Origin of the sequence: Sphingobium phenoxybenzoativorans (genome assembly GCF_018286635.1) — a bacterium.
Taxonomy (GTDB): Bacteria; Pseudomonadota; Alphaproteobacteria; order Sphingomonadales; family Sphingomonadaceae; genus Sphingobium; species Sphingobium phenoxybenzoativorans.
Genome location: NZ_CP073910.1, coordinates 3,836,186 through 3,861,160 on the forward strand (window position 1 = coordinate 3,836,186; position 24,975 = coordinate 3,861,160).

Genomic DNA, 24,975 nt, shown 5'->3' on the forward strand with positions numbered 1-24,975 from the left:
CATGTTGAAGTTGCATGACGAGTTGATCACCGAACTCTCGAATTCGCTCACCACACAGAATTACAATCCCGTGGTCGTGGCGAACCACCGTCTCTACGCCCGCGCGTTTCTCGATTATCTGGCCGAGTGCGATATACAGGTCGAGACTGTGACGCCGCAGCAGGTCGATCAGTATTTTGGCTATGCGGTTCAGGATTTTGAGATCCAGTACGGTCGGCCTCCCAGTGCGCGTTGGCACATGTTGCCCCGCACCGCGATCGCCAAGCTCCTCCGGCTTGCTCAAGGCAATTGGCCCCCGGACGCAGAAATGATCGGTCCCGATGACGAGCATCGACATGAAATTTGCCGCGAATACGAGGCATGGCTGCGCGAGGAGCGCGGTTTGGCAAGCGCGTCCATTGCGGCGCTGATGTGGGAGGCGCGAAACTTCCTGCGATGGCAGTTCGACCGGGCCGGTGCCGCCAGCCTCGAAACGTTGAGCATCGTGGACATCGATCTCTACATGGACATGCGCGCGCCTGGTTTACGGCGCAAATCATTGGCCGATGTCGCTGAGCGTCTCCGTTCGGTGGTTCGCCATCTGCATCGGACGGGTCGCATCCCGACCGATCTGACGCCACACATCATCGGCCCCATGCTCTATGCCTACGAAGATGTGCCGTCGACGCTGGAAAGGAGCCAAATCGCCGCGGTTCTGGCGACAACGCAGGAGGACAGATCGCCACGCGGACTACGCGATTATGCGATACTTCAGCTGCTTGCCACGTATGGGCTGCGCGAAGGTGAGATATGCCGCCTTCGGCTCGATGACGTGGACTGGCGCGCAGAATCCCTCCGGATCTGCCACACCAAGACCAACGCGTACTCGTACATGCCGCTAATGGTGACTGTTGGTGAAGCGCTGCTGGATTATCTGCGCCTTGGGCGGCCCCAGGTTGAAGTGCGGGAAATCTTCGTCCGATCCTGCGCACCCTATATCGCAATGACGAACCTGTACGGCATGATCCGCGGTCGGTTGGCCGCCGCAGGCGTAGTGCCAGCAGGAAAGCGGGGGCCGCATGTCTTCCGCCACGCACGTGCGGTCGAAATGCTGCGGGCATCGGTCCCGCAAAAGATCATCGGCGACGTGCTCGGGCATCGATCCACCGAATCCACCAATACTTATCTCAAACTGGCAACAGATGATCTCCGAGCCGTGGCACTCGAGGTGCCTGGAATGGAGGTGCTGTCATGAGCGCCTGGCACGATCCCGATCGCACCGTCGTCGACGCCTTCCTGGTAAAATCGCAGTTCCGGCCGGGAAGCGTACCGACATATCGCTGGTTCCTTGCACCTTCAAGATGTTGCCCGCCGGCATCCGGCGGTGGACCGGCAGATGCTCGACGCCTGGCTGAAGGAGATGCAAAAACGTTGGCGATTGTCGACGCTGCTCAATCAGGTCTGCATTGTCGACCGCTCCTCGACCACCTCGTCGAAATCGGGCTGATCGCCGACAACCCTGTTGCTGCACTTCGCCGTCGGTACAACGTCAAGCAAAGCAAGCCGATCTGGCGGGCCTTGGCTTCCCCGAATCCCGACGAATCCTTGGCCGCGTTACGACGGCCTGCGCCCTTCGGCAGCGTGCTGGGTGACTTCATGCAAGACCATGTCATGCTGATGCGCAGCCGGGATATCAATATGAAGCGCAGGCTCACTGGCTGCTGCGGTTCGATCGGTTCCTTCAGGCCCGTCCCGACCTCGCGGAGCAACCACTTGAGGCAATGATTGCGAGCTGGGCGGCTGCCAAGCCGACCCGCAACCACGCGGCTGAATGCCAGAAGCTGGCGCGCATCCTGACCAAGGCGCGGTTCCGCCTCGATCCGACTATCCCGCCAAAGCGCTTCAATCCCCGGCCAGAGCGGGAAGTAGCGCGGGAGCATCGGCAACCGCATATCTTCAGCCCGGCTGACGTTCGGCGTATGCTCGATACCGCACGGACTTATCCGTCGCCGGACGCTCCGCTGCGGCCGTTGACCCTCTACACCATGATCATGCTGGCCTATTGTGCCGGGCTACGGCGAAGCGAGCTGGCATGGCTCGATCTTGGTGACGTGGACCTGCAATCAAGCACGATCACGATCCGGGAAACGAAGTTCTACAAGACCAGGATCTTGCCTCTATCCGACAGTGTCGCGGTCGAACTGCGCGCGTACATCGATGCGAGGCGGCGCGCTGGCGGCCCACAGAACCCGAAATCAGGGCTGTTCTGGCATGCCCACTTAAATGACCGCTACAGGCCCGAGGCGGTTACGACAATGATTACCAACGTCATGCGCCGTGCTGGGCTCAAGCCCGCTTCGGGCCGGACCGGGCCGCGGGTCCATGACCTTCGTCACTCGATGGTGGTGAACCGCATCCTCCAGTGGTACCGGTCCGGCATTAACCCTCAGGAAAAACTGCACTTCCTCTCGACCTACATGGGGCACCGGGATCTCCACTCCACGCTGGTCTACATCACCGTCACGCAGGATCTGTTGCAGGAAGCCAGTGAACGGTTCCGCGCGCTCGGCGCCCCGTGCCTTGTCACGGAGGCGCGGCCATGAGGAAAGGCAATCCATTGCCCGCGTTGTTGCGGGCGTTCTTCCAGGAGTGGCTGGCCGAGCAGCGCAGCGCGTCAATCCACACGATCCGCTCTTATCGCGACACCTGGCGGCTGCTGCTTCGGTTCGTCGCGGAGCGAAAAGGCTGCGGGGTCGCGCGGCTGACGCTCACCGACGTCTCGGCCGGCGAGGTGCGCGCGTTCCTTCATCATACCGAGCATGGCCGCAAGACCACGATCGGCACGCGGAACTGCCGACTGGCCGCCATCCGCAGCTTCTTCAGCTTCGTGGCGGACAAGAATCCGGAATACATCGCGCAGTGCTCAGAGGTCCTGGCTGTTCCGTTGAAGCGGGAGCCCACCTCCGCGCCGTGCTACCTCGAGCCCGAGGAGGTCGAGGCCATCCTCGCCCAGCCCAACCGATCGACACTCGAAGGGCTGCGCGACCATGTACTGCTCTCGTTCCTCTATAACAGTGGCGCGCGAATCCAAGAGGCGCTTGACCTCTGTCCCGAAGCAATCCGGTTCGATGCACCGAACTTCGTGCGTCTTTACGGCAAGGGGCGCAAGGAACGCATCTGCCCGCTCTGGCCAGAAACCGTGGCATTGCTCAGGAAGCTACTGGAGCGACAGCCGCGTGCGCCCGATGAGCGGATCTTCGTCAATCGATACGGTGAACCGCTAGGGGCGTCAGGGGTGCGGTTCAAGCTCAACGCCTACGTGGAACAAGCCGCGAAATCGACGCTGACCCTCCAGTCAAAACACGTTACGCCTCACAGCTTCCGGCACGCGACCGCCGTCCACCTCGTTGCCGCCGGAGTCGATATCACCGTCATCCGCAGTTGGCTCGGGCACGTCAGTCTCGATACGACCAATCACTATGCTCAGGCCAATCTGGAGACCAAACGAAAGGCGCTGGAACAGGTTGGCGCCCCGGCGGCGAGCAACGTGCCACCTTCGTGGAAGCGAGATGCCAATCTGATGGGATGGCTCGACACCCTATAGAATAATGTGAAGGACGTGGCGAAATGTTCCGCAGCTTTGCAGGACTACGCCGCGTTCCTCCGCATTACCGCTTCCTCGCGATAAGCGATCATTCATGCCAACCTGCGCGACGCGCTGGAGGCGACGCGGATCGTCGACTGCGAAACCGGAGGGACGCTCAACTCCGGCGCCAAGTCGGCAGCGCTATCGATTTTCGAGGGCACCAAGCAACGCTTCTTCGCGCAGCTGCTTCTGTCGATGAAGCTCCCTAGCCTGCTGCCCGCGATCGATACGGCGATTGCCGATGGTCAGGCTGTTGTCGTCCAGCTGGTGTCGACGGCAGAAGCCATGCTCGACCGGCGACTTGCCGACCTGTCTGACGAGGAACGCGAAGCTCTCGAGATCGACCTCTCCCCGCGGGAATACGTGATCGACTATCTCACCAAGAGCTTTCCCGTTCGCCTGATGGCCGTGTTTACCGACGAAAATGGCAATCCTCGCTCCGAGCCGATGAGCGACGAGTTCGGCGCGCCCGTGCTGTGCCGATCAGCACTCGCCGCGCGCGACCGGATGATCGAGCAGCTCTGCGCCTTGCCGCAGATCGCCACTGCGCTTGATGCCATCATCGAACGCTTCGGCGTCGAACAGGTTGCGGAAGTGACCGGCCGGACGCGCCGGCTCATCGTCGGCCGCGATGGTCGCCAGAAACTCCAATCCCGCTCGCCGCGCGCCAATGTCGCTGAAACCCAGGCATTCATGGACGGTGCCAAGCATATCCTGGTGTTCTCCGATGCCGGGGGAACCGGGCGCAGCTACCATGCCGATCTCGCCGCGAAGAACCAGGCCCGCCGCGTCCACTTCCTGCTCGAGCCGGGCTGGCGGGCTGACGCCGCAATCCAGGGGCTTGGCCGGACCAATCGCACCAATCAGGCATCGGCCCCGCTGTTCAGGCCCGTGACCACCGATGTGCGCGGCGAGCGCCGCTTCATCTCGACGATTGCGCGACGCTTGGACAGCCTCGGCGCTCTGACGCGCGGACAGCGCCAGACCGGTGGCCAGAACCTCTTCGATCCTGCCGACAATCTCGAAAGTATCTACGCCAAGGAGGCGCTCCATCGCTGGTTCGGCCTGTTGTTCACCGGCAAGCTCGAAGCCGTCAGTCTCGGGCGCTTTCAGGAGCTGACAGGTCTCCGGATCGAAGCGTCTGATGGTTCGATGGTCGATGACCTGCCGTCGATCCAGCGGTGGCTCAACCGCATTCTTGCGCTTCCCATCGCCCTGCAGAACGCGATCTTCGACGAGTTCATGGGGCTGGTCGAAGCGCGCATCGATGCCGCCCGGCAGGCCGGCACGCTCGATCTCGGCCTCGAGACGATTGCAGTCGAGGACTTCACGGTCCTGTCCGACACGCTGCTGCGCACCGATCCGGCATCGGGCGCGACGACCCATCTGCTGGAACTGGAAATCGCCAGAGCCCTGAAGCCGCTGACGCTGAAGCGGCTCGAGGAGCTTCACGGCCTCACCGGGCAGCAGCAACGGCCGGTTCGAAATGCCCGCTCAGGCCGGGTTGCCTTGCTCGTGCCTGCCCGCAGCATCCTTGCTGATGACGGCACCCGCGTTTCCCGCTTCGAACTGCTGCGCCCGTTGAAGCGCACTCACATCACCGAGGATCAGCTCGCTGAGAGCAGCTGGGAGGCAATTCCCGTCGACGCTTTCCACGAGGCCTGGGCAGCCGAGGTTGAGGAAGCGCGGACCAGCCACAAGCGCGAGCGCTTGTATCTTGCGACGGGCCTCCTGCTTCCGGTCTGGGACAAGCTCCCTTCGGATTTCGTGAGGGTGAGCCGCATCTCGGCAGCGGATGGCCGTTCGCTCCTCGGCCGGGAGGTTCCCGTCCACTGCGTGCCCGAACTGTGCCGAGCGCTGGGTCTGGAACGCGAGCTGACGCTGTCCTCCGATGAAATCGTGCAGACCGTTCTTGCTACTGGCCGGGCTGTGGAATTTGCGGGACGCGAGCAGTTCATGGTCAAGCGCAGCCTGGTCAACGGCTCACAGCGAATCGAGCTTACGGGATGGAGTGCTGCTCGGCTCGACTGGTACAAGGCCCAAGGCTGCTTTACCGAGATCATCCGCTATCAGACCCGGCTCTTCGTGCCGATCGAGGGCGCGGCGAGCGTGATTGCCAGACTGGCATCATCGGTATAGTTACTTGCCAAATGGCATTATATTGAATATGTGCTGCCATATGGAGAACTGCCATGTTGGCTCTGCAACCCGTTGATACTGCCGTTACCGCCTTCCGTCCCGATCCGATTACGCAGGACGAGGCAGCTGCCATGTTCCGGGCAGTCCTCAATCTGTTCGGCAAATGGGAGTTGACCGACGAGCAGGCTGCAACGCTGCTCGACATGCCAGTGCGCTCCTATCGCCGATGGAAGGCAGAAGGCCCGGGGCGCATCTCGCGTGATGGGCGCGCGCGTCTTTCCAACCTCATGGGGATCCACAAGGCGCTTCGCATCATCTTCTCGGAGGCGACCCGCGGGTACACTTGGATCAAGGCAGCGAATGAAGCGTTTGGCGGAGCCAGTGCGCTTGACGTGATGCTGGGAGGCGAGCTTACCGACATCATGCGGGTGCGTCGCTACCTCGACGCCGAGCGCGGTGGCTGGTGAGCGAAACAGCAGAAATCCCCGTTTCTAGAGTTGAGTGGAAGGGCGCTGTCAGGATCATCCGCAGCGCCTTTCCGCCGATCGACCTGTTCGAGGACGTCGCCGATCCCGCGGACTGGCCGCTGCTGATCTCGGCCGAGCAGAAGACCAATCCACGCATTGTGGCGACGATTGGCAATCTCGACCTGGTACCGATCAACCGACGCGTCGGCGGAAACGGAGCCTCCTACCTCATGGCGCCGTTCACCCATGTCAGCATTGACCGGCCAAGCCGATTTACCGACGGAAGTTATGGCGTGCTCTATGTCGGCGACCGGTTTGAGACCGCGTTGTTCGAGACGATCCACCACCATGCGCGGTTCATGGCACGAACTAGGCAAGCGCCTGGCTGGACCTCGCAGTTCCGAGAAATCATCATGGCGGTCGATGCAGAATTGCATGATCTCCGAGCTCTGGCGGGGGCGCCGTTTCCGGCGCTGGATTCTTACAGCTACGCCACATCCCAAGCGCTCGCGCGGCACCTCAGGGGCGCGGGATCGGACGGCATTGCCTACCCGAGCATCCGGCACCCCGGTGGGGAATGCGTCGCGCTCTTCTACCCTGACTGCGCGTCAAACCCCTCACAGGGACGGCACCTCGACTATCATTGGGATGGCCAGCGCGTTGACCTTGTCCGTGATGCCGGATCAGGGGCTGTTTTCCGCATCGTCGATTTGCCCCCCGATCCTGACTGATCGCATGAGTTGGGCTATAGGATGTCCGAGAAAAGCTCCGGCCAGCGGACTCAAGTCTGCGCACGAGCCTTCACGATCTCATGCAGGGCTTTGTCCGGCGAAACTGGGCCCTTGTACAGCGGGCTACACGGTGTCTCCGCTAGCTTGGCGGAAATCGCCAAAAGGTCGTCGTCATCACCCTTTTCATAGGCATAAGCGGCCAGCCAGAATTCGGCCTGTTTGACGAACTCATTGAGGATGCCCAGAACGCTCCGGTTTGCAGTCTTTGCGTACTGGACCTTGTCCATCCGCCAGACCTCCTGGGCAATGAATTCGCTTGGGGCGCGGTGCTCCTTCAGAACCAGAGCCAATTGTGCGGGGAATCTTCGAGCAAGCGTGGCCGCCGGGGCCAGCGGCATAAGCACGGGAAGCAGCGTGCGCTCAGAAACCAGCAACGCCACCTGCGGCTTCCAGAACAGGACGGTGGCATACCAATTGCCCAGTGCGGTGTCGCTCTGTCTGGGCTCAGCGATCTCGGGTTTGATCCGATCAAGCAGCTTCTTGGTGCAGTGGAGGTGGAGCATCGCGTCAAATGGATAATGTTATGTGTTCAGCACGTCCATTAACGCGACATGCATTGATCAACGGTCGGGATTGAGCGACCCCCGCTGGGACTTTGCAGCGGTTTGGAATCCAAGCATCAAACAACAGCTTTCGCCACCAACGGCCACCCCAGATATAAAGCCCTTGCTTCGGAAAAAAGTGTTCTTCGATAGCGTTCGCTGAATGCCAACGTGGGGCTCTAAATCGCACGCATAGAATAGCGCTGAAAGGCAGTTATCTCAAACATCGGAAGACGCACCGGCGACCGGAAGATCTCCGATTGTAGGAAATCTACCTCGGCGTCGACCAGATCGGAGGGAACCTCCTTCCACCACGCCCTCGGGCCAAGCGCTCGGTCTGCATTCCATTTGTAACCGCGATGCTTCAAAACGTCCTTCATCTCGAATGGCGCGGCATCCGCGAATATTCGCCAAGTTGGCTGGCGCGCAGTCCTCAAGACGCTGCTGAGCACCCGCTCGCCACTCTTTGGAAGCGTCATCGTCAAAAGCGCAATACCGGCCTCGCAATCATCGACCGCGCGGTGCGCGTCGAAAAAATACTTAAAGCCCGACAAGAGCTCCGACAATCGTCGCCCTTCGACGCCCTCTTCCTTCCAGGGAACATCGCACATCGTGCAGGCCCACGGTTTGGCGGAAAATATGGGGGAGATCCGTTCGACGAGCGGTCGGTCGAACGCGGCATTGTGGGCGATTATGATGTTCGCTTGCTCCACAAATGCTTCGATTGCGGGGATATCCAGCCGGTGACCAGCTACAAGCTCGTCTGTCAGGCCAGTGATTGCGGTTATCTCGGCGGGAATCGGGTCCGCTGGCTCATTGAACTGGTGCAACGGCTGTCCAACCGAAACGATTCGCTCGTCAAGGCCGTATTCGAACGGCGTGACGGAGATTTCGATTATCTCGCTGACGCGAACATCTAGGCCGGTACTCTCAACATCTAGAAACATGCCCGTTCGAGTCTGGACACCGTCGCTCGGCTCGATGCGTTCACTGAGCTTCAGTCGTCGGAGGACCCGAAAATCTCCCGACGCCTCAAGTCGGCGTGCCAGGTCTTCAAGGCAGCGTTCAGAGTCGGTGTTAGTCATCTGTCGCTCCACGTCAGCCGATGCCCCGCGGTGGTTCGTCCTGCATCGAGCGAGGGACGCCAAGCAATGGCTTGTCGCTTTTCAGCGGGTCTTCCCCTTCGACCGGAGCCACCGCACTGTTCGTTCCCGGCAGCCATCGATCATCGACGTACAGCCAATCGACGAGAGCCGGCAATGGTGTCATTGGCGGCATTTCATAGCGTTCGGATCTGAAGGAATCGGTCCGTTTACGGAGCCAGGCAGGATCGTCCGCAAACTCCTCAAGCACGCGAAGCGCCGCTAGCGTTTCGGCGATGGCGGCCTGATATTCCGGTGACGGTTCCTCATCGCGGGAAGCGACATTCAGTTTCGCCCGCCAGACGGATTCGAGTTCTAGCGCCTTGGCGAGCTTGCTGCGTGCCTCCGCAAAGGTGAATGCTTTCCCATCGATCGTCCGTGACCGGGGCTGACGCTGCTTGTTTGGATATGCGCCGACGCCGGCATGCCCCCCCTTTTCCGTCGCGAAAAAGATTGGAAGATGCGCGACAAGCCGCAAAGACCGATGCTGATAATGCGGTCGGGGGCGCTGATCCGTGGTTCTTAGCAAGTCTAGGTCGGCAATGACCATAGCCGCTTCGGTGTCGCCTAAGGGGCCGCTGTGTGAATCGCCAAGCTGGAAGATGCCCGGAGCCTTGGATCCGTAGGGCGTCTTGATCCCTTCGGTCCGCTTCCACCCGTCGAGGCCAATGAAGCCGCTCTGACCGCAACTCGCATGCGGTACGACGGCATTGCAAAATGCAGTGACCAGTCCAGCAGCCAGATACTGGTTTTGCCCGAAGATATGATAATCGGCCGATCGGGTCGTCATGGCGGGAAGGACAATCAGCGTCCGCTGGAGCGCTTCGCCTCTAAGAAGCGCGCGGCTAGTGTCACCGGCGACCTTGGCTGCGTTGCGAAACGCCGTCCATCGAGCGAACTCGTAAATGTCATTGCTGACATGGTTGAACATTGTCTCGCCGCCCTTGCCTAGGCCGTATCGGTCAGCGAGTTCGTTGTTTTCCTCAATGATGCCGACGAAGTTCGCGCTGCTGGCATGCGGAAACATCTCCGAGCAGACGAGTTCCAATGAGAACGTCCCCAGCTTGAACGGATCCCTTTCGTTGACCAGCAACGGGTGCCATGGCTGGTCGAATGGCGGCCTGATCAATTCGCCGGCCGCAGCGGATGGGTAGCGCTTCTGCCGCGCATAATGCTCCACTTTCACGATCGCGCGGTCATCGACCTTCGCCTGCAGACAGGTCAAAACGGCTGTATGCGCCTCCCAACGGTTGATCCCCGGTGGTAACGGTCCGTCGATGGACGACCTATAGGGGGCCGTCGCGTTATCACTGAAATCCAGGTCGAGTTGTGTCGCATTGGGAACTCTGAAGGTGCCGCACCAAACGGTAATTTGCCGTGGTTGCGTCTTAAGCTGACGCGCAAGCCAGTTGATCGTTTCCGGTCGGAGACTGTATTCCGGGAATACGAGGCCATCGACCTTGAACTCCGCGCAGGCCTTCAGAACTTCCCGGATCAGCGCGCGGCGACGGTGTTCAGACGTCGAAAGAAATACGCCGCCATTCTTAACGGTTGCCGGGTCAGCTGGCTTGTCACCGGAGGGAGAGACCAAACCTTCGTAAACCCCACCCTTGTGTCCCGGGCTGTAATAGCTGTCGGCAACATCCCATTGGACCAGCGCAACTCGATGCGTGCCGAAATTCTTGGCAACGGAACGATCGCTCCAGGATCGGACGCGCTTTCTGTCGATAAGCGCCAATGCCTCATCCAGCGTAATCAGATCGGACTGCGCGGATGGAACTATGGTATTTTCTAGCGAGGTCGCGGGGTCCTGGCCGGTAGAGGGATCCTCTAAAGTGCCTTCAACGATTACCGGAACAGGCATGACTTCCGGCACCGACCGGCGCTCCGCAGGAGATGACTCAGTCTGGAGTGATCCTCCGAATGCGGCCTCGCCAAGCTTGCGCGAAACGAGATGCAGGCCAAGGATTTGATCGCCGCGGCGCGAGATCGAATACGGGAAGCGCATCCGGCTGCCGACCGGATAGGCCTCCATCGAAGCGCCACGTTCGCCTCGCACATAAGACACATCAATCTGCCACTCGGCAAGGCTGACGGAACTGCCGTCGGCCAGGCGCATGATCGGACGGTCGGCTTGGCTGTCGCCAGTTCGGGGATTCGACCAAGATATTTCATCGCTAACGCTGATTGCCGTCGAGTCGGTGACTTGCCGCAGAAGCGATGGCAGATCGGAGGGACGTTGCAGAAGAAGTTGCTCGAACACGTCCCACGGCCAATTGGGGGCGTTCGCGGTCGCTTCCGAGCTGCTAGCAAAATACCGCAGGAGGCCTTGGAGCGCAGCTTCAGCACCGGCAGGTCCAGAATGTATCTGCCATAGGGTCGGGCGGGTAAAATTGCCTAGCTGGCGTACGGGCACGACTTGGATGAGTATAGCGACCAGCACGACCCAGCCGGACGGCGTGATCTGGTCGCGTACGAAATTGAGCCCCCCGCGTTGGCCTAGAACCACTTGGCAGAACGCGCGCACGACCCTGGTAACCTGAATGGCGAGACTGGGGTCGGTGGTTGCCGACCCCTCATTGATCATGATTAGATCAAGGCCCACGATGTCCGATACCCAAGCAAGATCAAACTCGGCATCGGCGAGAAGGTTAAGCGAGTCCTCGGGCAAGCCGGCCGCGATTTCAAATGCTAGCGCCCGCAGATCCGCGATTGCAGCGAGTGTTTCGGCACCTGCTTCCAGCGCATTTAGCGAGTCCGCGGCGTCGCCAGGGATGTTTGTGCCCGCATTCCCGATTGCCACTGACAGTGTCTGCCAAGCCGCGGCGCTTCGTCGGTGCGGCAGCGAGTGCGGGGTAGTAATGTCCCAGTGCTTAGCAGCTTCAGGAAGCGCGCGGCTCACCCTTCTGGTCGCTCGAGCAAGAAGCTCGGCTGCATTACCGTTCGAAGTAAGGTCGTCGAGCGCATTTATGCGCTCGCTCATGAACATTCCTTCAGAGACGGCTGCGACCAAGCAGGACGCCGCTTCGGCAGCGGTGCCGGCACGATCGAAACTCTCGAGCAACGCCAGGGCGCGGCGGATGCGCGTAGGGATCGGATTATCTGGCGCACCCTCGCCCGGCCCCCACCGATCGGCCCCAGAAAGCCGGGGAAGCACGCGCGCGACGATAGCTTCTCGCCGATGGAAATCCTCATCCAGCGCAGTTGCGGCCTGGGCATCCATCCCGGCGTCATCGTCATGGGATGGCTCGGCGCGGTTACAGGCGTCCCGCACGGCCCAGCCATAGCGCCACAAGTCCGCTCCATCCGAGTAAACGCCGCGCGCCTCCAGCGAGGGCCCGACACGGACGAACGCGTGGCCGTCGACGCTTGACCGAGGCGCCGGCCATGAAATTAGCTGCACGCTCGAAAAGTCGATAACGTCATCAGCGATGTTAGCGAAGAATGAGAACGCTGTCGGGACTGGCACACGTTCGGCATCGAGATTGAGTTGTTGCGCGAACAGGGTGAACCCCGCGCGGTAGAGATTTGCGATTTCTGCCGGCGACCATCTCCGGTCATTCTCGACTAACAGTCTGCAGCCTGCGGGGAGTGTCGCTTCTCGCAAGGCGACGCCAGGCACAGTCTGCTCATTCAAATCCGTCCAAGTCACGCCAACCGGCGGGGCTTCTGCTGCGTCGGGCGACGCGAGCAGTAAGCGACCATTAGGACACCACAACAGAATTCCGGAGGACTTAAGGCCCGGTGGCGAGGGCAATGGCATCGCGCCCGGCGCGCCAGCAATCAACCGTGTCAACCGTGGTCGACGCGATGCGATAACGCCAAACACGGCGTACGTGACGTTGACCAACGTCGCTGCTGCATCAAGTTCGATTTCGGTCGGAGGCTCTGTACCTCCATCGATATCATTCCCCGGAGCCCAGATGCTTAGGATCGATTGTGTAGCGTTGACGACTTCGTTGGGGTCACGCAGCTCGGATCGCGTAAATGTGCCTGGACCTTCATCCTCACCATGGGCTGCTGCGCGCTGGAGTTCGACCAGTGTCTGATTAAGACGGGAGAAGGCTGCATCCGATGATTGCCCGCTGGCGACGACGAGGGTCGGCAACTGGCGTTCGAACGCGGCGTCGTGCTTAAGAAGTGAATGTAGCAAGCCCTCCGGTAGGGCCTGACCGCCACCTATATTCGGCAGAAGAAACTTGTGCAGGTGCGTGAACTGGAACGTGCGTTCGCGCGGTCCCAGCTGCTCGGCGGCGAGACAGGCGATAATTCCGATCTGGCAGCGCGTGTCGAAACGTGAAAGCAGCCGGCCATCGTTGCTGCCAAGCAGCAGTGCTTCGAGCGGTGTAAACGGATCGTCAAGTACCGAGGCAGATAAGGTCTGCAGGTTGCGCGCAATGCGTTCACACAGTTCTTCACCGAATGTGCCCGGAGGAACCGCGAAACGCAACGCCCTGTCTAGGCCCTCCATTGCCGCCAAAGCGATGTCGAGCCGGTCAGTTTCGGTTGCAAGTAGCAATGCGCGGGGTTCGGCCCTGGCGAGTAGCTCTGCAAAGGACGCAGCCAGACTTTCGCCCGAGGTGTCAGTCAGTCTGTCAGACGCGAAGCACCATAGGCGTCGATATGCATTGGCGCGGTCGTTAAACCGGATGTCTGCCGCAGTAAGTGCGATGCTGATCTTGGCGACCCCAATCTCGGCATTTCCCGGATTGTCGAGATCCGGATCAAACAGAAGACCGAGCGCCGTGCGCCGATCGATTTCGCCTGCGTCGGCAAGCGGGTCCATAGCCTCGGTCGTCGGCAAATCGGCAAGCGGTCCGGAAAAACCGAAACCTGCACGATTGTCGGTGATCCAGCCGCGCGCCTGCGCCCGCGTCATCGGTGGGGGCGTCACATTCTTGCGATTGAGCGACAAACCCTTGAGCGCAATCAGAGATTCAACTTTGCGACGAAGTTGAGCGGCAGTCTCGAAATCCCGGCAGATTATGACAACGTCATCGACGTAGCGGGCGTAGGCGGCCGAGCATCGGTCTTGGTCCTCTGTCTCGCCTTGTTCGGTGTCAGCCTCATTAAGCCTGGCAATCTCGGCGCCCATCATGTCGTCGAGGTCGAAAAGAGCGATATTTGCGAGGTAGGCGGAAAGGTCAGGCCCCTGCGGAATGCCCCGCTTTGCCTCCTGTATAGCTTCCTCGCCGGAAACTGGGTTGAAATAGCGAAGTCCGAAGCTGTGCTGGAGCAAGAACCGGGTGAAAACTTCGGATCGCCCCACCGCATCCGCACGTTCGGAAGGAGCGAGCAAGGGCGCGAACGAACCAATATCGCCATCTGCAAAATTCAGGCAGTGGAGTGCGCGTTCGAGCGGTTGTGCGAGAGCATCGCTGAATATGTCGGATCGAATGTGATCGTAAAAGCCAGTAATGTCGAGGCGCAGGATTTGCATCTCGTCATGACGAAAACGCCTGATACGACCATCGAGAAAATCGATGAACGAGCGCCAACATTCGAAATAGGGTCGAAAGATACCCTCACGCCTTGGCGGCGTAAGTCCGTTTACGATCGCCATGTCGATCTGGTAGGCAAAGCTCAACGCGGGTTGTCGGCGCCCATTGCCGGTCTTGTAGATGCCCCCATCGAGTACACAATCGCGCGCATATCGTATGGCCGGGATGCTGTCCGCAAACCTTGGACAATCGTCGCGGTCCCGCAGCAATTCGATTAGCGCATATTGCTGAAGAATTGCGTCGTGCGCAACGGGTCCGGCCTTGAGCCTGTATTTACCGTCTCCTTTGGGCAAATGCCGCGTCAGGAGCGGGCTCGAAGGCCCGTCCGCCGCTGCCAGCCTCGCCCGATGGATGTGAAAAAGAGGGGACGCAGCGATCGCAAGTCGTTCCCAAGCTTCGTCATCAAGGGGATACTCTCGGCGCGAAGTCGACGAGCGTCCGAGTGTCAGTGCGGTGAGAAGGTCTGAGCGATCGTCTGCAGGATCGCGAAACTGCTCAAGAAGCTGCGGCGCCTGCGACGACGCAGCCTGCCGGCCCCCATAGCTGCTTACCAACGCCGCGAACTGAGCCAGGCCAGAATGTTGATCTGCGATTGGTAATGTGGCGATGATCCGCGCCCAGTCCAGGTCGCGCAGCGAATATGCGACGCTTCGGGCAATCGATGCGAGCCGGAGGCGGTTGACCGACGACCAATCTAGCTTGGAGGGCTCTGTCCCCAATCGATAAGCTGCAAGAAATTCAAGTGGCCCAGCGCCCGCTGCCGCTAGCAGATCCCGCGCCGTTTCAGAGGATTTACCGCGCAAGTAAGTGTCGGGATCAACCTTAGCCACGGTTCCCGCCGGTGTGGAGATGACTGTCAGATCGAATGGATGACCATGTTCCAATAACTTGAGGAGATGCAGCACGGCATCGTACGCACCGCGCTTGCCGGCATCATCCCAATCGAAAAAGATGTAAAAGCGGAGCTCGCCATCAAATTCGGCAACTAATTCCTGAATTCGGATGATGCGTTCGATCTGGCCCGGCGTTATCTGCGCGCCGAGAACGCCTAACGCATGAAGACCCATCTGTTCGAGACGGAGGACATCAAAAATTCCCTCCACAAGATATATACTAATGACTTCACGCCGGCCAGTAAGACGCATGTCCTGAAGTGCCTTGAGCAGGCGTCCTTCGCCATAAAGCGATTTCCTGCGAGGAAAGTCGTATGAATAGAGATATTTTGGTTTTTGATCGTCAAGCGCGCGCGCAGCGAAACCGACAATCTCGCCCTGCGGCCCGTCGATCGGAAACACGATGCGACTGCCGCTAAAGAAGCCGCGCAACTTTGGTCCGTAGAGATCGGCGACCTGGTCACCGGCATCGTCGCGTCGAAGCACGCCTGCCTCGACGAGCTGCTCCTCGATCGTGCGGTCGACTCTCGCGCGTTTTATCAGATCGTCGAGACTTGATTTTGCCGCGCCTCTTCTGCGAAGAAAGTCCACATCGAACCCTCGCTCCTCGCAAAAGGCGATGAACTTTGGGTCCGTCGCCGGCATATCATCGAGGCTTCGCGCGAGAAGGGCCGCTCCAGTCGTACGATTGACGACCGGTTGGCGCACAGAACTTATCTCGACACCCTCAATCGAAGCGAGGCGCTGAACCGCCTCCCAAAACGAGACCTTCTCATAATTCTGAATGAGGGAGACGACGTCGCCATGAGCGCCGCAGACGAAACAATGATAATGGTCGCGCTCAGCTCGCCCTACGCCACCGCGATAGAGGTTTAACGACGGATCCTTGTCATCATGGAACGGGCAAATGGCACGGCGCGGTTGCCGGGACCTGCTGTCCACCTGCAGTCCAAGCCGCACGGCGACACTTGCAATATCGGCTTGCTCAATAATCCGAGCAATGTCCGAAGATCCGATTTTAGGTCCGCGAGCCAAAGGATCCCCCCATGAATTCCAGCTTTTTCAATTGAACCCCAGTTATGCTGCTATCATGCGATCCTCAGATTAGTAAGTCACTGAGAAGGCTTTAGACGAATTCAGCGGATGCAACCGGAAGCCATGCATCACTGTAAACTCAGCACGAGGAATGCGAGACCCTAGCCTAAAAGGAGCCCAACCGGATCGCCCGCAACCATAGCCATTCGTCATTGCCCGTGGCTATCGGAAGATTTGCTGCGAAAGCACAAGAGTGGAGCGGGCTTTGCCCTGATTGAGCCATTTGGGCGTCGATGGTCGATGCACCGGGCTCACAATCAGGAGTGTGTCCCATGATCAAGTCGATCCCGCTGAACAAGCTCGTCCAGTCTCCCCGCAATGTCCGCCGTCACGGCGATCCAGCTGCCGAAACCGAGCTCAAGGCCAGCATCGCAGCCTGCGGCCTGCTGCAGAACCTCATCGTCAGGCCCGCCGCCAAGGGCAAGTTCGAGGTCGAAGCTGGGGAGCGTCGCCGCCGCGCGATGCTCGCGCTCGCCGACGAAAAGATCCTTTCCCGCGATCACGAAGTCACCTGCCTCGTGCTCGAAGACAGCGCTGAGGCCGCGATCGAAACCAGCCTCGCAGAGAACTTCCACCGTCTGGCCATGAACCCAGCCGATGAGGCCCAGGCCTTTGCCGCGGTGGTGGTAGGAGGTGCGACGGTTGAAGATGTTGCCCGCCGCTTCGGTCTGACGGTCCGCTTTGTCGAGGGCCGTCTGCGCCTTGCAACGCTTGCGCCGGTCGTGTTCGAGGCCCTTGCCTCAGGCCAGATCACTCTCTGGACTTGTAACGGTTTTGTGCCGGTCACCTATCTCATTATGCCACCTTGGCTTCGAACGCGAGCGGGCTGATGCCGCCTAGATATGAATGGCGGCGACGGGTGTTGTAGAAGCCATTGATGTACTGAAAGATGGCGGCTTCTGCCTGACGCCGCGTCGGCCAGCTCTGCCGCCAGATGAGTTCCGCCTTCAGGGATTTGAAGAAGGTCTCGACGGACGCATTGTCGTAGCAATTTCCCTTGCCGCTCATTGATGGACGCAGGCCATAGGCCTGCAGCTTTTTCTGATAGTCGTAGGAGCAATATTGGCTACCGCGATCCGAATGGAAAAGGCAGCCCTCGGGAGGCTGGCGCAGGCGCACCGCCATATCCAGCGCCCTGATCGCCAGGTCTTTCTTCATCCTGTCGCTGACTGCCCAGCCTACGACGCGACGGCTATGCAGATCGAGAATGACGGCAAGGTAGAGCCAGCCTTCGGACGTCCAGATATAGGTGATGTCGCCGGCCCATTTACGGTTGGGCGCATCTGCGGCAAAATCGCCGTCCAGCCAGTTCGCTGCGACACCCAGGCGATGGTGGCTGTCAGTCGTAACCTTGTGCTTGCGCGTGCGGACTGGCTTGATCCCGTTGATCTTCATCAGCCGCCCGACCCGGCGCTCGCCAACATCGAGCCCTACCTCCTTCAACTCCATCGTCATGCGAGGACGGCCGTAGCTGCCAAGGCTCAGCCTGTACTGTTCCCGGATATGGGCCAGCACTTTCATATCTGTCCGCTCCCGCCTGCTGATCGGGCGCGAGCGCCAGGAACGATAGCCGCGTTCACTGACATCCATGACACGGCAGAGCAGTTCAACGGGCCACCGGTGCCGCCAGCTATGCACAAATGCGAACTTCACGGCCTTTGGCTCGCGAAGAACTGCGTGGCCTTTTTTAGCACTTCCCTCTCCTCCCGCAGCACACGGTTCTCAAGGCGAAGGCGTTCATTCTCACGCGCCAGATCTGCCTGCGGCGCTGAAACCAGATCACTGGGCCGATACTGCGATACCCACTTGCCCAGCGTCGACTTCCCTATCCCCAAATCCGATGCAACCCGATCGCGCGGCAACCCGCTGGTCAGCGCGATCCGTACCGCCTCTTGCTTGAACTCTTCTGTATGCTTGATCATCTCGTCGGTCTCCTGTTGCGAGCTCTAATCGCTCAGGTGACCGGCGCAAAACCGTTACAAGTCCAGTTCTGGACCGGCTCTTTGGGTCAGTGTGGAGCGGCAAGGCACCTCCACCGCGGGGATTTGCGCGCTTGTATGATCGGAGTTGCCCTCTCGCGAAAGTAGGCCGGAAATAGGTCGTGACGACTGCGCTCGTTTTCGGCAACACCGATCGTTCGAATTAGTTTGCGAGTGTCAGGAGAGGGGGCATGGCCCACGTTTTCATTTCTTACGTCATGGAAAATGCGAAACTCGCCGCATGGGTGGCTGAGCAATTACGCGCGAACGGTCTTGACCCTTGGTTTTCCCAAGAGCCCGGTCGGATCACTCCGGGCGATGAATGGCAGCGGGTCCTACGCACAGCCATTCAAGAGGGCGGCTATTACTTGCCCATCTTTACGCGGGAGTGGGCGGATCGGGATCGCAGCGTTGCTAATCAAGAGCTTATGCTGGCCGCTGAGGAAGCGCGGTTGCGCCCTCCGGGGCGCCGGTGGATGCTCCCGATTAAAGCCGATCTGGAGCAGCTACCGCCAGTTGACTTAGGGGGCGGGCGCCAACTCAGCGACATCCAGTATGTGGACGTACCACAACTTGGATGGGAGCACTCGCTTCGATTGCTCCTACTGGCAATGGGGGTATCTAATCCGGTCTTAGACAAAGGTGAGCCGTTGGCTCCAGGTTTTGGGGCCAATGCCCGTGTAGCCGGCGGTTTTGTCACCTATAGAAATTTCAACATTCCTGTTCCCGAGATGGATGGGACAAGTTTCGTCGTGACGGGGGGATATATATCGCGGTCGGAGAATGGCTCCCTCATTGCGAATTTCAGGTTGCGTGCGCCTTTTGAGGGATTGCAGGCGATCAATGCCGAGTTGGGTTTAGACAGCATCGACGTGGCTTCCGACGATAAGGTAATCTCAACCGATCCGGCACGCCCGAGCCGCTTCCACTACATAGACGAGAAGGATGCCCGAGCGCCCGGTATGCCGCTGTGGATGATGGGTTTGCAGGAGCCAGTTCGCACTAGCGTTAGTATCGAGCAGGTAACTGGTTACGAGGCTGCGGGGTACCTAAATGCCGATGATCAAATCGTTGGCACCTTCAAAGGCTTCGTCGAGACGGCGAGCGTAATCGGCTGCGTTCGTGTAACCTTTGATGGTGATTTCAATGTGCAATTGAAGGAAGTGATGGTGCCTCCGATTTGACGTTAGGTTTGCGCTGAGACTTGCTCACGACAGGGGCAATGGCAGACCTCACGCATGCGAAGAAGTTTGATATCACCTCCTGTCCGGAGTGACAGACTTTGCTAGCTCGGTAGGCAACAAAATGTACCAGACGCCGGATCGGCAGCATTTGGGTAAGCGTGAATTGTCGTATCGCTGAACAAAAAGTCGCCCCTCCAGACCGACCCAACTGCTAAATCATAAGCCAGCGTCTGTCCGAAAAGCTGTCGTTCTGCTGTTGGGAAAGAGAAATTGGCAAGAGCGCGTCCGTTTAGGGTCGGGAGCTGAAGAGTGGGTGGCTTATTGCTGCAAAGGCTTTGTGCCAAGTTGGCTCAAATTCACCGGCTACTTGCACATTGTGTTGCCGCACTCTCAAGATATACCGGCTGGGAAATAAGTTCGGGGGAATTCGGTGCGGTTTTCGGCATTGCTCGTCACAGCGCTTATAGTGATACATGGGGCGGCCCAAGCAGAAAAAAATCCCGTGAAGCGCGGACCAGTACCAGCATGGGCGGTGCCGTCAGATCTTTTGGCAGTGCCTGAAAATCCAACTGGTAGTGTCTTCGTGCGCCGTAATGACGCTTTAGTTCGCCTTGGTAAAGATGGGCAGGACCAATATACCGGATATCGCATAAAAATACTGCATGCCAACGCGCGGGACTGTCAGGATTTCCGTGTGTGGGCGGGCGGTTAAACATTACGCCGCCATGGCCTTGATGAAGCGTTCGCCGAACAGGACGGCGAACTGGGCCTTGGCCATGGACCACTCACGCGGCGGCATTTTCCACTCTTTCTCGGATCTGTTCAAGATCAGATAGAGCAACTTGGTCGCGGCCTCGTCGTTGGGAAAGTGTCCTCTGGCTCTGACCGCCCGCCGGAGCTGGGCATTCAGGGCCTCAATGGCATTCGTGGTGTAGACGATCCTGCGGACCTCGTCGGGGAAGGCGAAGAAGGGAATAACTTCACTCCACGCCCGCCGCCAGCTCTGGCCGATTGCAGGGTAGCGCCGCCCCCATTCGCTGTCCTCGAAGGCCGTGAGTGCTTCCTCGGCGGCCTTGGCGTCGACGGCGGGTAAATGCCCTTCAGTGCCGTGGCCAGCGGCTTGCGGTCCTTCCAGGAGACGAAGTCCATTGAGTTGCGCAGCAGATGGACGATGCACGTTTGGACCACGGCTTCTGGGAACACGGCGGTGATTGCGTCAGGGAAGCCCTTGAGGCCATCGACAACGGCCAGCATGATGTCCTCGACGCCACGGTTCTTCAGCTCGTTCATGACGCGCAGCCAGAATTTGGCGCCTTCGTTCTGCTCGATCCACAGGCCCAGAACGACCTTGGTGCCATCGGCCAGCACACCCAGCGCGATGTGGATCGCCTTGTTGCGGACCATGCCCTCATCGCGGATCTTGACCCGAATGGCGTCGAAGAAAACCAGCGGATAGGCCGGATCGAGCGGGCGGGCCTGCCAGGCGGCGACCTCCTCGAGCACGGCGTCGGTGACGGTCGATATGAGGTCCGGCGAAACGTCGATGCCGTATAGCTCGCGCAGATGCCCGGTGATCTCCCGCGTGCTCATGCCGCGCGCGTACATCGACACGATCTTGTCGTCGAAGCCGGGGAACCGGCGCTGGTACTTGGCGATCAGTTGCGGATCAAAGCTGCCCTGCCGATCGCGGGGTACCTCGATCTCGATCTTGCCGGTGTCCGTGACCACCGTCTTGCGGCCATAGCCATTACGGTTGTTGCCGGCCTGGTCGCCGTGCCCAAGATGATGATCCATCTCAGCATTGAGGGCGCGTTCGGCCAGCGCCTTCTTCAGCGAATCCAGAAGGCCACCCTGCTGAAGGGCTGCCGTGGCATCGCCGCCAGCCAGAAGTTGATCCAGTAAATCAGCCGGAATTACCGGCTCCTTGCGTCGGGACATAGTGGGACTCCTTCTTGCCCATTATGCCCGCCCACACACGGAAATCCTGACAGTCCCCAACGCGCTTCAGCTCGGTAACCTATCTATTACTTGGAACCCGGCTGCTGGCTCTCCAACAGTGCACGCGATCAAGATTTATCGGGGCAATGAAACGATCGATGTGCTCGCTGGTGCAGCCTTTGAGATTCTGCGCCGCGAGGATCAACTCGAAGCTGCCAGGTTGGACGGGTTACTGACCGCGGTTCTGCGCATTGCCGACCTGCGCGTGGGTGACGAACTTGAGGTTTCGATAACGGTTCATGCCAATGACCCAACACTCGGCAACAATGATGCAGGCATTCTCTTTATTGCAGCAACACCGGCTGCGGGCCGCTATCATATTGGCCTTAGTTGGGAAAAAGATCGCAAGCCCACAGTCAAGATTACACCAGAATTAGCAACCGTTGCCCAAACCAGCGACGGAGCCATGGATGTACGCCTCGACAATCCGCCGCTGCTAACGCCGCCAGCCAATACCCCACCGCGCTACCAGTGGCAGCGTATTGTCGAATATAGTAGCTTTAGGGACTGGGCGGCTATCTCGCGCCACTTTGCACCTCTTTTCGCTAAAGCGGCCAGGCTATCCGGAGGGTCGTCTCTCAAAACAGAAGTTGCTCGCATTGTCGCCGCAAACACCAGTCCAATCGATCGAGTTGCGGCTGCGCTGCACTTGGTACAGCAGGATGTGCGCTACGTTTATGTCGGCCTGAACGGCAGCAATCTTACCCCTGCAACAGCTGATGAAACTTGGGTGCGGCGTTATGGCGACTGCAAAGGTAAAACCGCTCTGCTTCTGGCGCTATTGGCGGAAATGGGTATCGAAGCGGAACCAGTTCTGGTCAATAACAGCGGGGGCGATGATGGGATGGATGAGCGGCTCCCAAGTCCACGTATGTTTGATCATGTCCTCGTCCGGGTAAAGATCAATGGCGCAATTTACTGGCTAGACGGTACATTGCCGCCTGTGGTCCCGCCCAGTGTGTCGCCCGCGTTTCCGTATCGCTGGGTATTGCCTCTGACGGCGCAGGGTGATTCAATCCAAGCATTGGCCTGGCATCCCTTTCCGGTTCCGCAGGAGATCACTCTTACTGAAATCGACGCGCGAGCCGGTTTTGAAGCGCCGGCTAAAGTAACCAGCACTACCATAATGCGCGGTATCAAAGGGTTGCAGCAGCAGGTTCAACTCGCTGGCATCGCAGCAGATCAACTGACTAACGGCCTACGTCAGCAAATGGTTGGTGGCACGTGGCAGACTATCGATGACGTCAAATGGCGATACGATCAGAAAGCGCAGGCCAGCATACTGACAGTTGCCGGCACTTGGATGGTCGACTGGGATGATGATGGCGACGGAGCCAAATCGCTTTCTCTTGTTGGTGGTGGCTTTAGTCCTCCTGAGCGCCGGACGCGCGCCGGCGACAAGTCTTTGCCTTATTACAATGAGCCTGATTTCAACTGCTACGCTACCACTGTTCGACTGCCCACATCAACGAAGGTTGCTAACTGGACCACAAACGAGGGTTTCGATACGCACATCTTTGGCCGAAATTATTACCGTGCTTTCGAGATTCGAGAAGGCGCTGTTCGCATGATCCGTGGTTCACGGATCGAACAGCAGGAAATAGACGCCGCAAGTGCGGAGAAAGACAATGACCGTATAGCCAAATTCGACAACAGCAGGGCTTGGATCTACTATAATCCAGTCAGCAAAACGGTGGTCAGCGAGCATGAAACGATCGTGCCGGCGACCTACGACATTGACTGGACCTCTGACCAAGTGCCATGTCTCGCGCCTGGCACAAGGCGTTGAGCGATTAAGCACAATTGCTTTTGTCGCTCTTGAATCTTTGGTGAATTAGCACGGATCGTTGCCCAGTTTCTGTTCGGTGCAGACTTGACTGAAGGAAAGCTGCCCGTCCGGATCTAGGCAGTACTATTTATGCACTAAGCGACCGGCTTGGATCGTTCCGGAAACTATCATTACCTAGACCTCGCTTTGGATCGCATCAAACGCGTTGCGCATCAGGTCGATCATAGTTTGTTGCGTTCCCTCTTGGCTAAAAGCGTCCGTTGACAGACGGATCACCCCTATAGCGAGCATCGCCACAAGCCTGAGCGCTGATTGACGTTCCGGGTCGGGCCAGCGTTCGATCAGCGCCGCGAACAACGTACTTTCATGCTCCACATAGCTGGCCTGCTTGCGCGCCTGGATTGTTTCGCTCGACCGCATCAACCGGTCGATGGCCTTCATATCTTCGGGCGGCACGGTACCGCACACCTCCAGCACGGCTTCACGCACCGCTTCGAGCGGGCGCTTGTCGATATGGGCTCTACGGACCGCGTCTGCGATCTTGTCGCCCATCCCGCTCTGCAGGGAGAGGAGGATATCATCCTTCGACTTGAAATAATGGAAAAAGGTACGCCGCGAAATTCCAGCAGAGGCGGCGACATCGTCAATAGTGGTCTCATCGTAACCTTTCTCAAGGAACAGGCAGATGCCGGCATCGGTAATACGTTGCCGGGTCTCACGCTGCTTGCGAGCCCTTAGCCCTTCCGGCGATTTTGAATTGATAGACGACATCGACGCTGACTTTCGGTCTTGAATTTGCACTCAGTGCAAATATATAGCTGCACTTGATGCAATTATAGAGAGGGCGGGTCATGGGCAAGTGGACGACGGCAGACATGCCGGGACAGCAGGGCCGCGTTGCGGTGGTGACGGGGACTGGCGGGCTAGGCTTCGAAACGGCATTGGCTCTTGCTCGGGCAGGCGCCGAGACAATCATAGCAGGCCGCAACCCGGGGAAGGGTGCAGACGCGGTCAGGGAAATTCTAGCCAAGCATCCCACCGCAAAAGTGCGGTTCGAAATGCTCGATCTCGCCAACCTTGCATCGATCGGGGATTTTGCGGCGCGGTTGCGAGACAGGCACGACAAACTCGATCTGCTCGTTAACAATGCTGGCGTCATGGTTCCTCCGGTGCGGCAGCAAACGGCGGACGGTTTCGAGCTGCAGTTCGGCACCAATCACCTCGGCCATTTCGCCCTGACCGGCAGGCTATTGCCGTTGTTGCGCAAAGGCCAGGATGCGCGCGTGATATCCCTGTCTAGCGTCGCCGCAAGAAATAGGGTGATCAATCTCGACGACCTGAATACCAAGAAAAGCTACAAGCCCATGACGGCCTACAGCCAATCGAAACTGGCCTGCCTGATGTTCGGGCTCGAACTACAGCGCCGCAGTGAGGCGGCTGGCTGGGGTATAACCAGCATCATTGCGCATCCCGGCGTTGCTCGTACCGATCTGCTTCACAATGCGCCCGGCCGTTGGAGTGGCATAGGCATTACCCGGAGCCTGTTGTGGTTCCTGTTCCAGCCCGCCGCGCAAGGCGCGCTACCCACTTTGTTCGCCGCGACTGCGCATGATGCGAAGCCTGCCGGATATTACGGCCCGGACGCCTTCAGTGAAACCCGTGGCTATCCTGCACCTGCGAAAGTCCCGCCTGCGGCCCAGGACGAAGCGATCGTACGACGGCTGTGGGAAACGTCCGACGTGTTGGTCCGAGGTTTTGAAGGTTGATCACAAAAATTTTCCGACTTTGTCCAATGACCAAAATCGTTCCGGTTTCTCAAAGGCTGACAAC

The 24,975-nt window shown here is 59.1% G+C and carries 15 protein-coding genes and 2 pseudogenes; 11 read left to right on the top strand and 6 right to left on the bottom strand.

Annotated features, from left to right (window positions below):
• Position 1 precedes the first annotated feature (1 nt).
• From KFK14_RS18990 to KFK14_RS19015, 7 genes are all read left to right on the top strand, one after another.
• Positions 2-1,234 (top strand): site-specific integrase, encoded by a 1,233-nt coding sequence (locus KFK14_RS18990; RefSeq protein WP_007015824.1) that lies wholly within the window; start codon positions 2-4, stop codon positions 1,232-1,234.
• On the top strand, positions 1,231-1,764 hold the full coding sequence (locus KFK14_RS24100) for a hypothetical protein (RefSeq protein ID WP_246524703.1): 534 nt from the start codon (positions 1,231-1,233) through the stop codon (positions 1,762-1,764). The genes KFK14_RS18990 and KFK14_RS24100 overlap by 4 nt, the downstream gene beginning before the upstream one ends.
• Complete coding sequence (locus KFK14_RS24105) at positions 1,761-2,582, top strand: tyrosine-type recombinase/integrase (protein WP_246524704.1); 822 nt, start codon at positions 1,761-1,763, stop codon at positions 2,580-2,582. The genes KFK14_RS24100 and KFK14_RS24105 overlap by 4 nt, the downstream gene beginning before the upstream one ends.
• Positions 2,579-3,583, top strand: a complete 1,005-nt coding sequence (locus tag KFK14_RS19000) for a site-specific integrase (RefSeq protein ID WP_009823939.1) — start codon at positions 2,579-2,581, stop codon at positions 3,581-3,583. The genes KFK14_RS24105 and KFK14_RS19000 overlap by 4 nt, the downstream gene beginning before the upstream one ends.
• Before the next feature lie 237 nt (positions 3,584-3,820).
• Positions 3,821-5,764, top strand: a complete 1,944-nt coding sequence (locus KFK14_RS19005; RefSeq protein WP_343227767.1) for a strawberry notch C-terminal domain-containing protein — start codon at positions 3,821-3,823, stop codon at positions 5,762-5,764.
• 53 nt (positions 5,765-5,817) lie between these two features.
• A complete protein-coding gene (locus KFK14_RS19010; RefSeq protein WP_196276528.1) occupies positions 5,818-6,231 on the top strand; it encodes an MbcA/ParS/Xre antitoxin family protein in 414 nt (137 codons plus the stop codon).
• Entirely contained in the window at positions 6,228-6,962 is a 735-nt protein-coding gene (locus KFK14_RS19015) for an RES family NAD+ phosphorylase (RefSeq protein ID WP_212608772.1), read from the top strand. Before KFK14_RS19010 ends, KFK14_RS19015 begins: the two co-directional genes overlap by 4 nt.
• Positions 6,963-7,012: 50 nt before the next feature.
• Here KFK14_RS19015 and KFK14_RS19020 read toward each other — a convergent pair whose 3' ends face one another.
• From KFK14_RS19020 to KFK14_RS19030, 3 genes are all read right to left on the bottom strand, one after another.
• A complete protein-coding gene (locus tag KFK14_RS19020) occupies positions 7,013-7,525 on the bottom strand; it encodes a DUF6933 domain-containing protein (protein ID WP_212608773.1) in 513 nt (170 codons plus the stop codon).
• A 218-nt stretch (positions 7,526-7,743) separates the two neighbouring features.
• Positions 7,744-8,649 carry a 3'-5' exonuclease gene (locus KFK14_RS19025; protein ID WP_070157904.1) on the bottom strand — a complete coding sequence of 302 codons (906 nt, stop codon included), beginning with the start codon at positions 8,647-8,649 and terminating at the stop codon, positions 7,744-7,746.
• 13 nt (positions 8,650-8,662) lie between these two features.
• Positions 8,663-16,135, bottom strand: a complete 7,473-nt coding sequence (locus KFK14_RS19030; protein ID WP_212608774.1) for a CHC2 zinc finger domain-containing protein — start codon at positions 16,133-16,135, stop codon at positions 8,663-8,665.
• A 332-nt stretch (positions 16,136-16,467) separates the two neighbouring features.
• On the opposite strand from KFK14_RS19030, the pseudogene KFK14_RS19035 reads away from it, so the two are divergent.
• Positions 16,468-16,971: pseudogene (locus KFK14_RS19035) on the top strand (ParB/RepB/Spo0J family partition protein); the annotation flags it as partial.
• Positions 16,972-16,990: 19 nt separating this feature from the next.
• On the opposite strand, the gene KFK14_RS19040 reads toward KFK14_RS19035, so the two are convergent.
• A protein-coding gene (locus tag KFK14_RS19040; protein WP_115288562.1) for an IS3 family transposase occupies positions 16,991-18,117 on the bottom strand; the annotation gives its coding sequence in 2 pieces (ribosomal slippage) (positions 16,991-17,886 and positions 17,886-18,117; 1,128 coding nt in all).
• A gap of 248 nt (positions 18,118-18,365) precedes the next feature.
• Between KFK14_RS19040 and KFK14_RS19045 the strand changes: the two genes are divergently transcribed.
• Positions 18,366-19,358 carry a toll/interleukin-1 receptor domain-containing protein gene (locus tag KFK14_RS19045; RefSeq protein WP_212608775.1) on the top strand — a complete coding sequence of 331 codons (993 nt, stop codon included), beginning with the start codon at positions 18,366-18,368 and terminating at the stop codon, positions 19,356-19,358.
• Between the two features lie 715 nt (positions 19,359-20,073).
• Here KFK14_RS19045 and KFK14_RS19050 read toward each other — a convergent pair.
• Positions 20,074-21,296, bottom strand: a pseudogene (locus KFK14_RS19050) (IS256 family transposase).
• Between the two features lies 1 nt (position 21,297).
• Here KFK14_RS19050 and KFK14_RS19055 point away from each other — a divergent pair.
• The gene (locus tag KFK14_RS19055) at positions 21,298-23,145 is read left to right on the top strand and encodes a DUF3857 domain-containing protein (protein WP_246524705.1); all 1,848 of its coding nucleotides are present in this window, start codon (positions 21,298-21,300) and stop codon (positions 23,143-23,145) included.
• A 174-nt stretch (positions 23,146-23,319) separates the two neighbouring features.
• On the opposite strand, the gene KFK14_RS19060 is transcribed toward KFK14_RS19055, so the two are convergent.
• Positions 23,320-23,916 (bottom strand): TetR/AcrR family transcriptional regulator, encoded by a 597-nt coding sequence (locus KFK14_RS19060; RefSeq protein ID WP_212608776.1) that lies wholly within the window; start codon positions 23,914-23,916, stop codon positions 23,320-23,322.
• A gap of 80 nt (positions 23,917-23,996) precedes the next feature.
• Here KFK14_RS19060 and KFK14_RS19065 point away from each other — a divergent pair, with 80 nt between their 5' ends.
• Positions 23,997-24,911: an SDR family oxidoreductase gene (locus KFK14_RS19065; RefSeq protein WP_212608777.1), complete on the top strand. Its 915-nt coding sequence runs from the start codon at positions 23,997-23,999 to the stop codon at positions 24,909-24,911.
• The last annotated feature ends 64 nt before the right edge of the window (positions 24,912-24,975 follow it).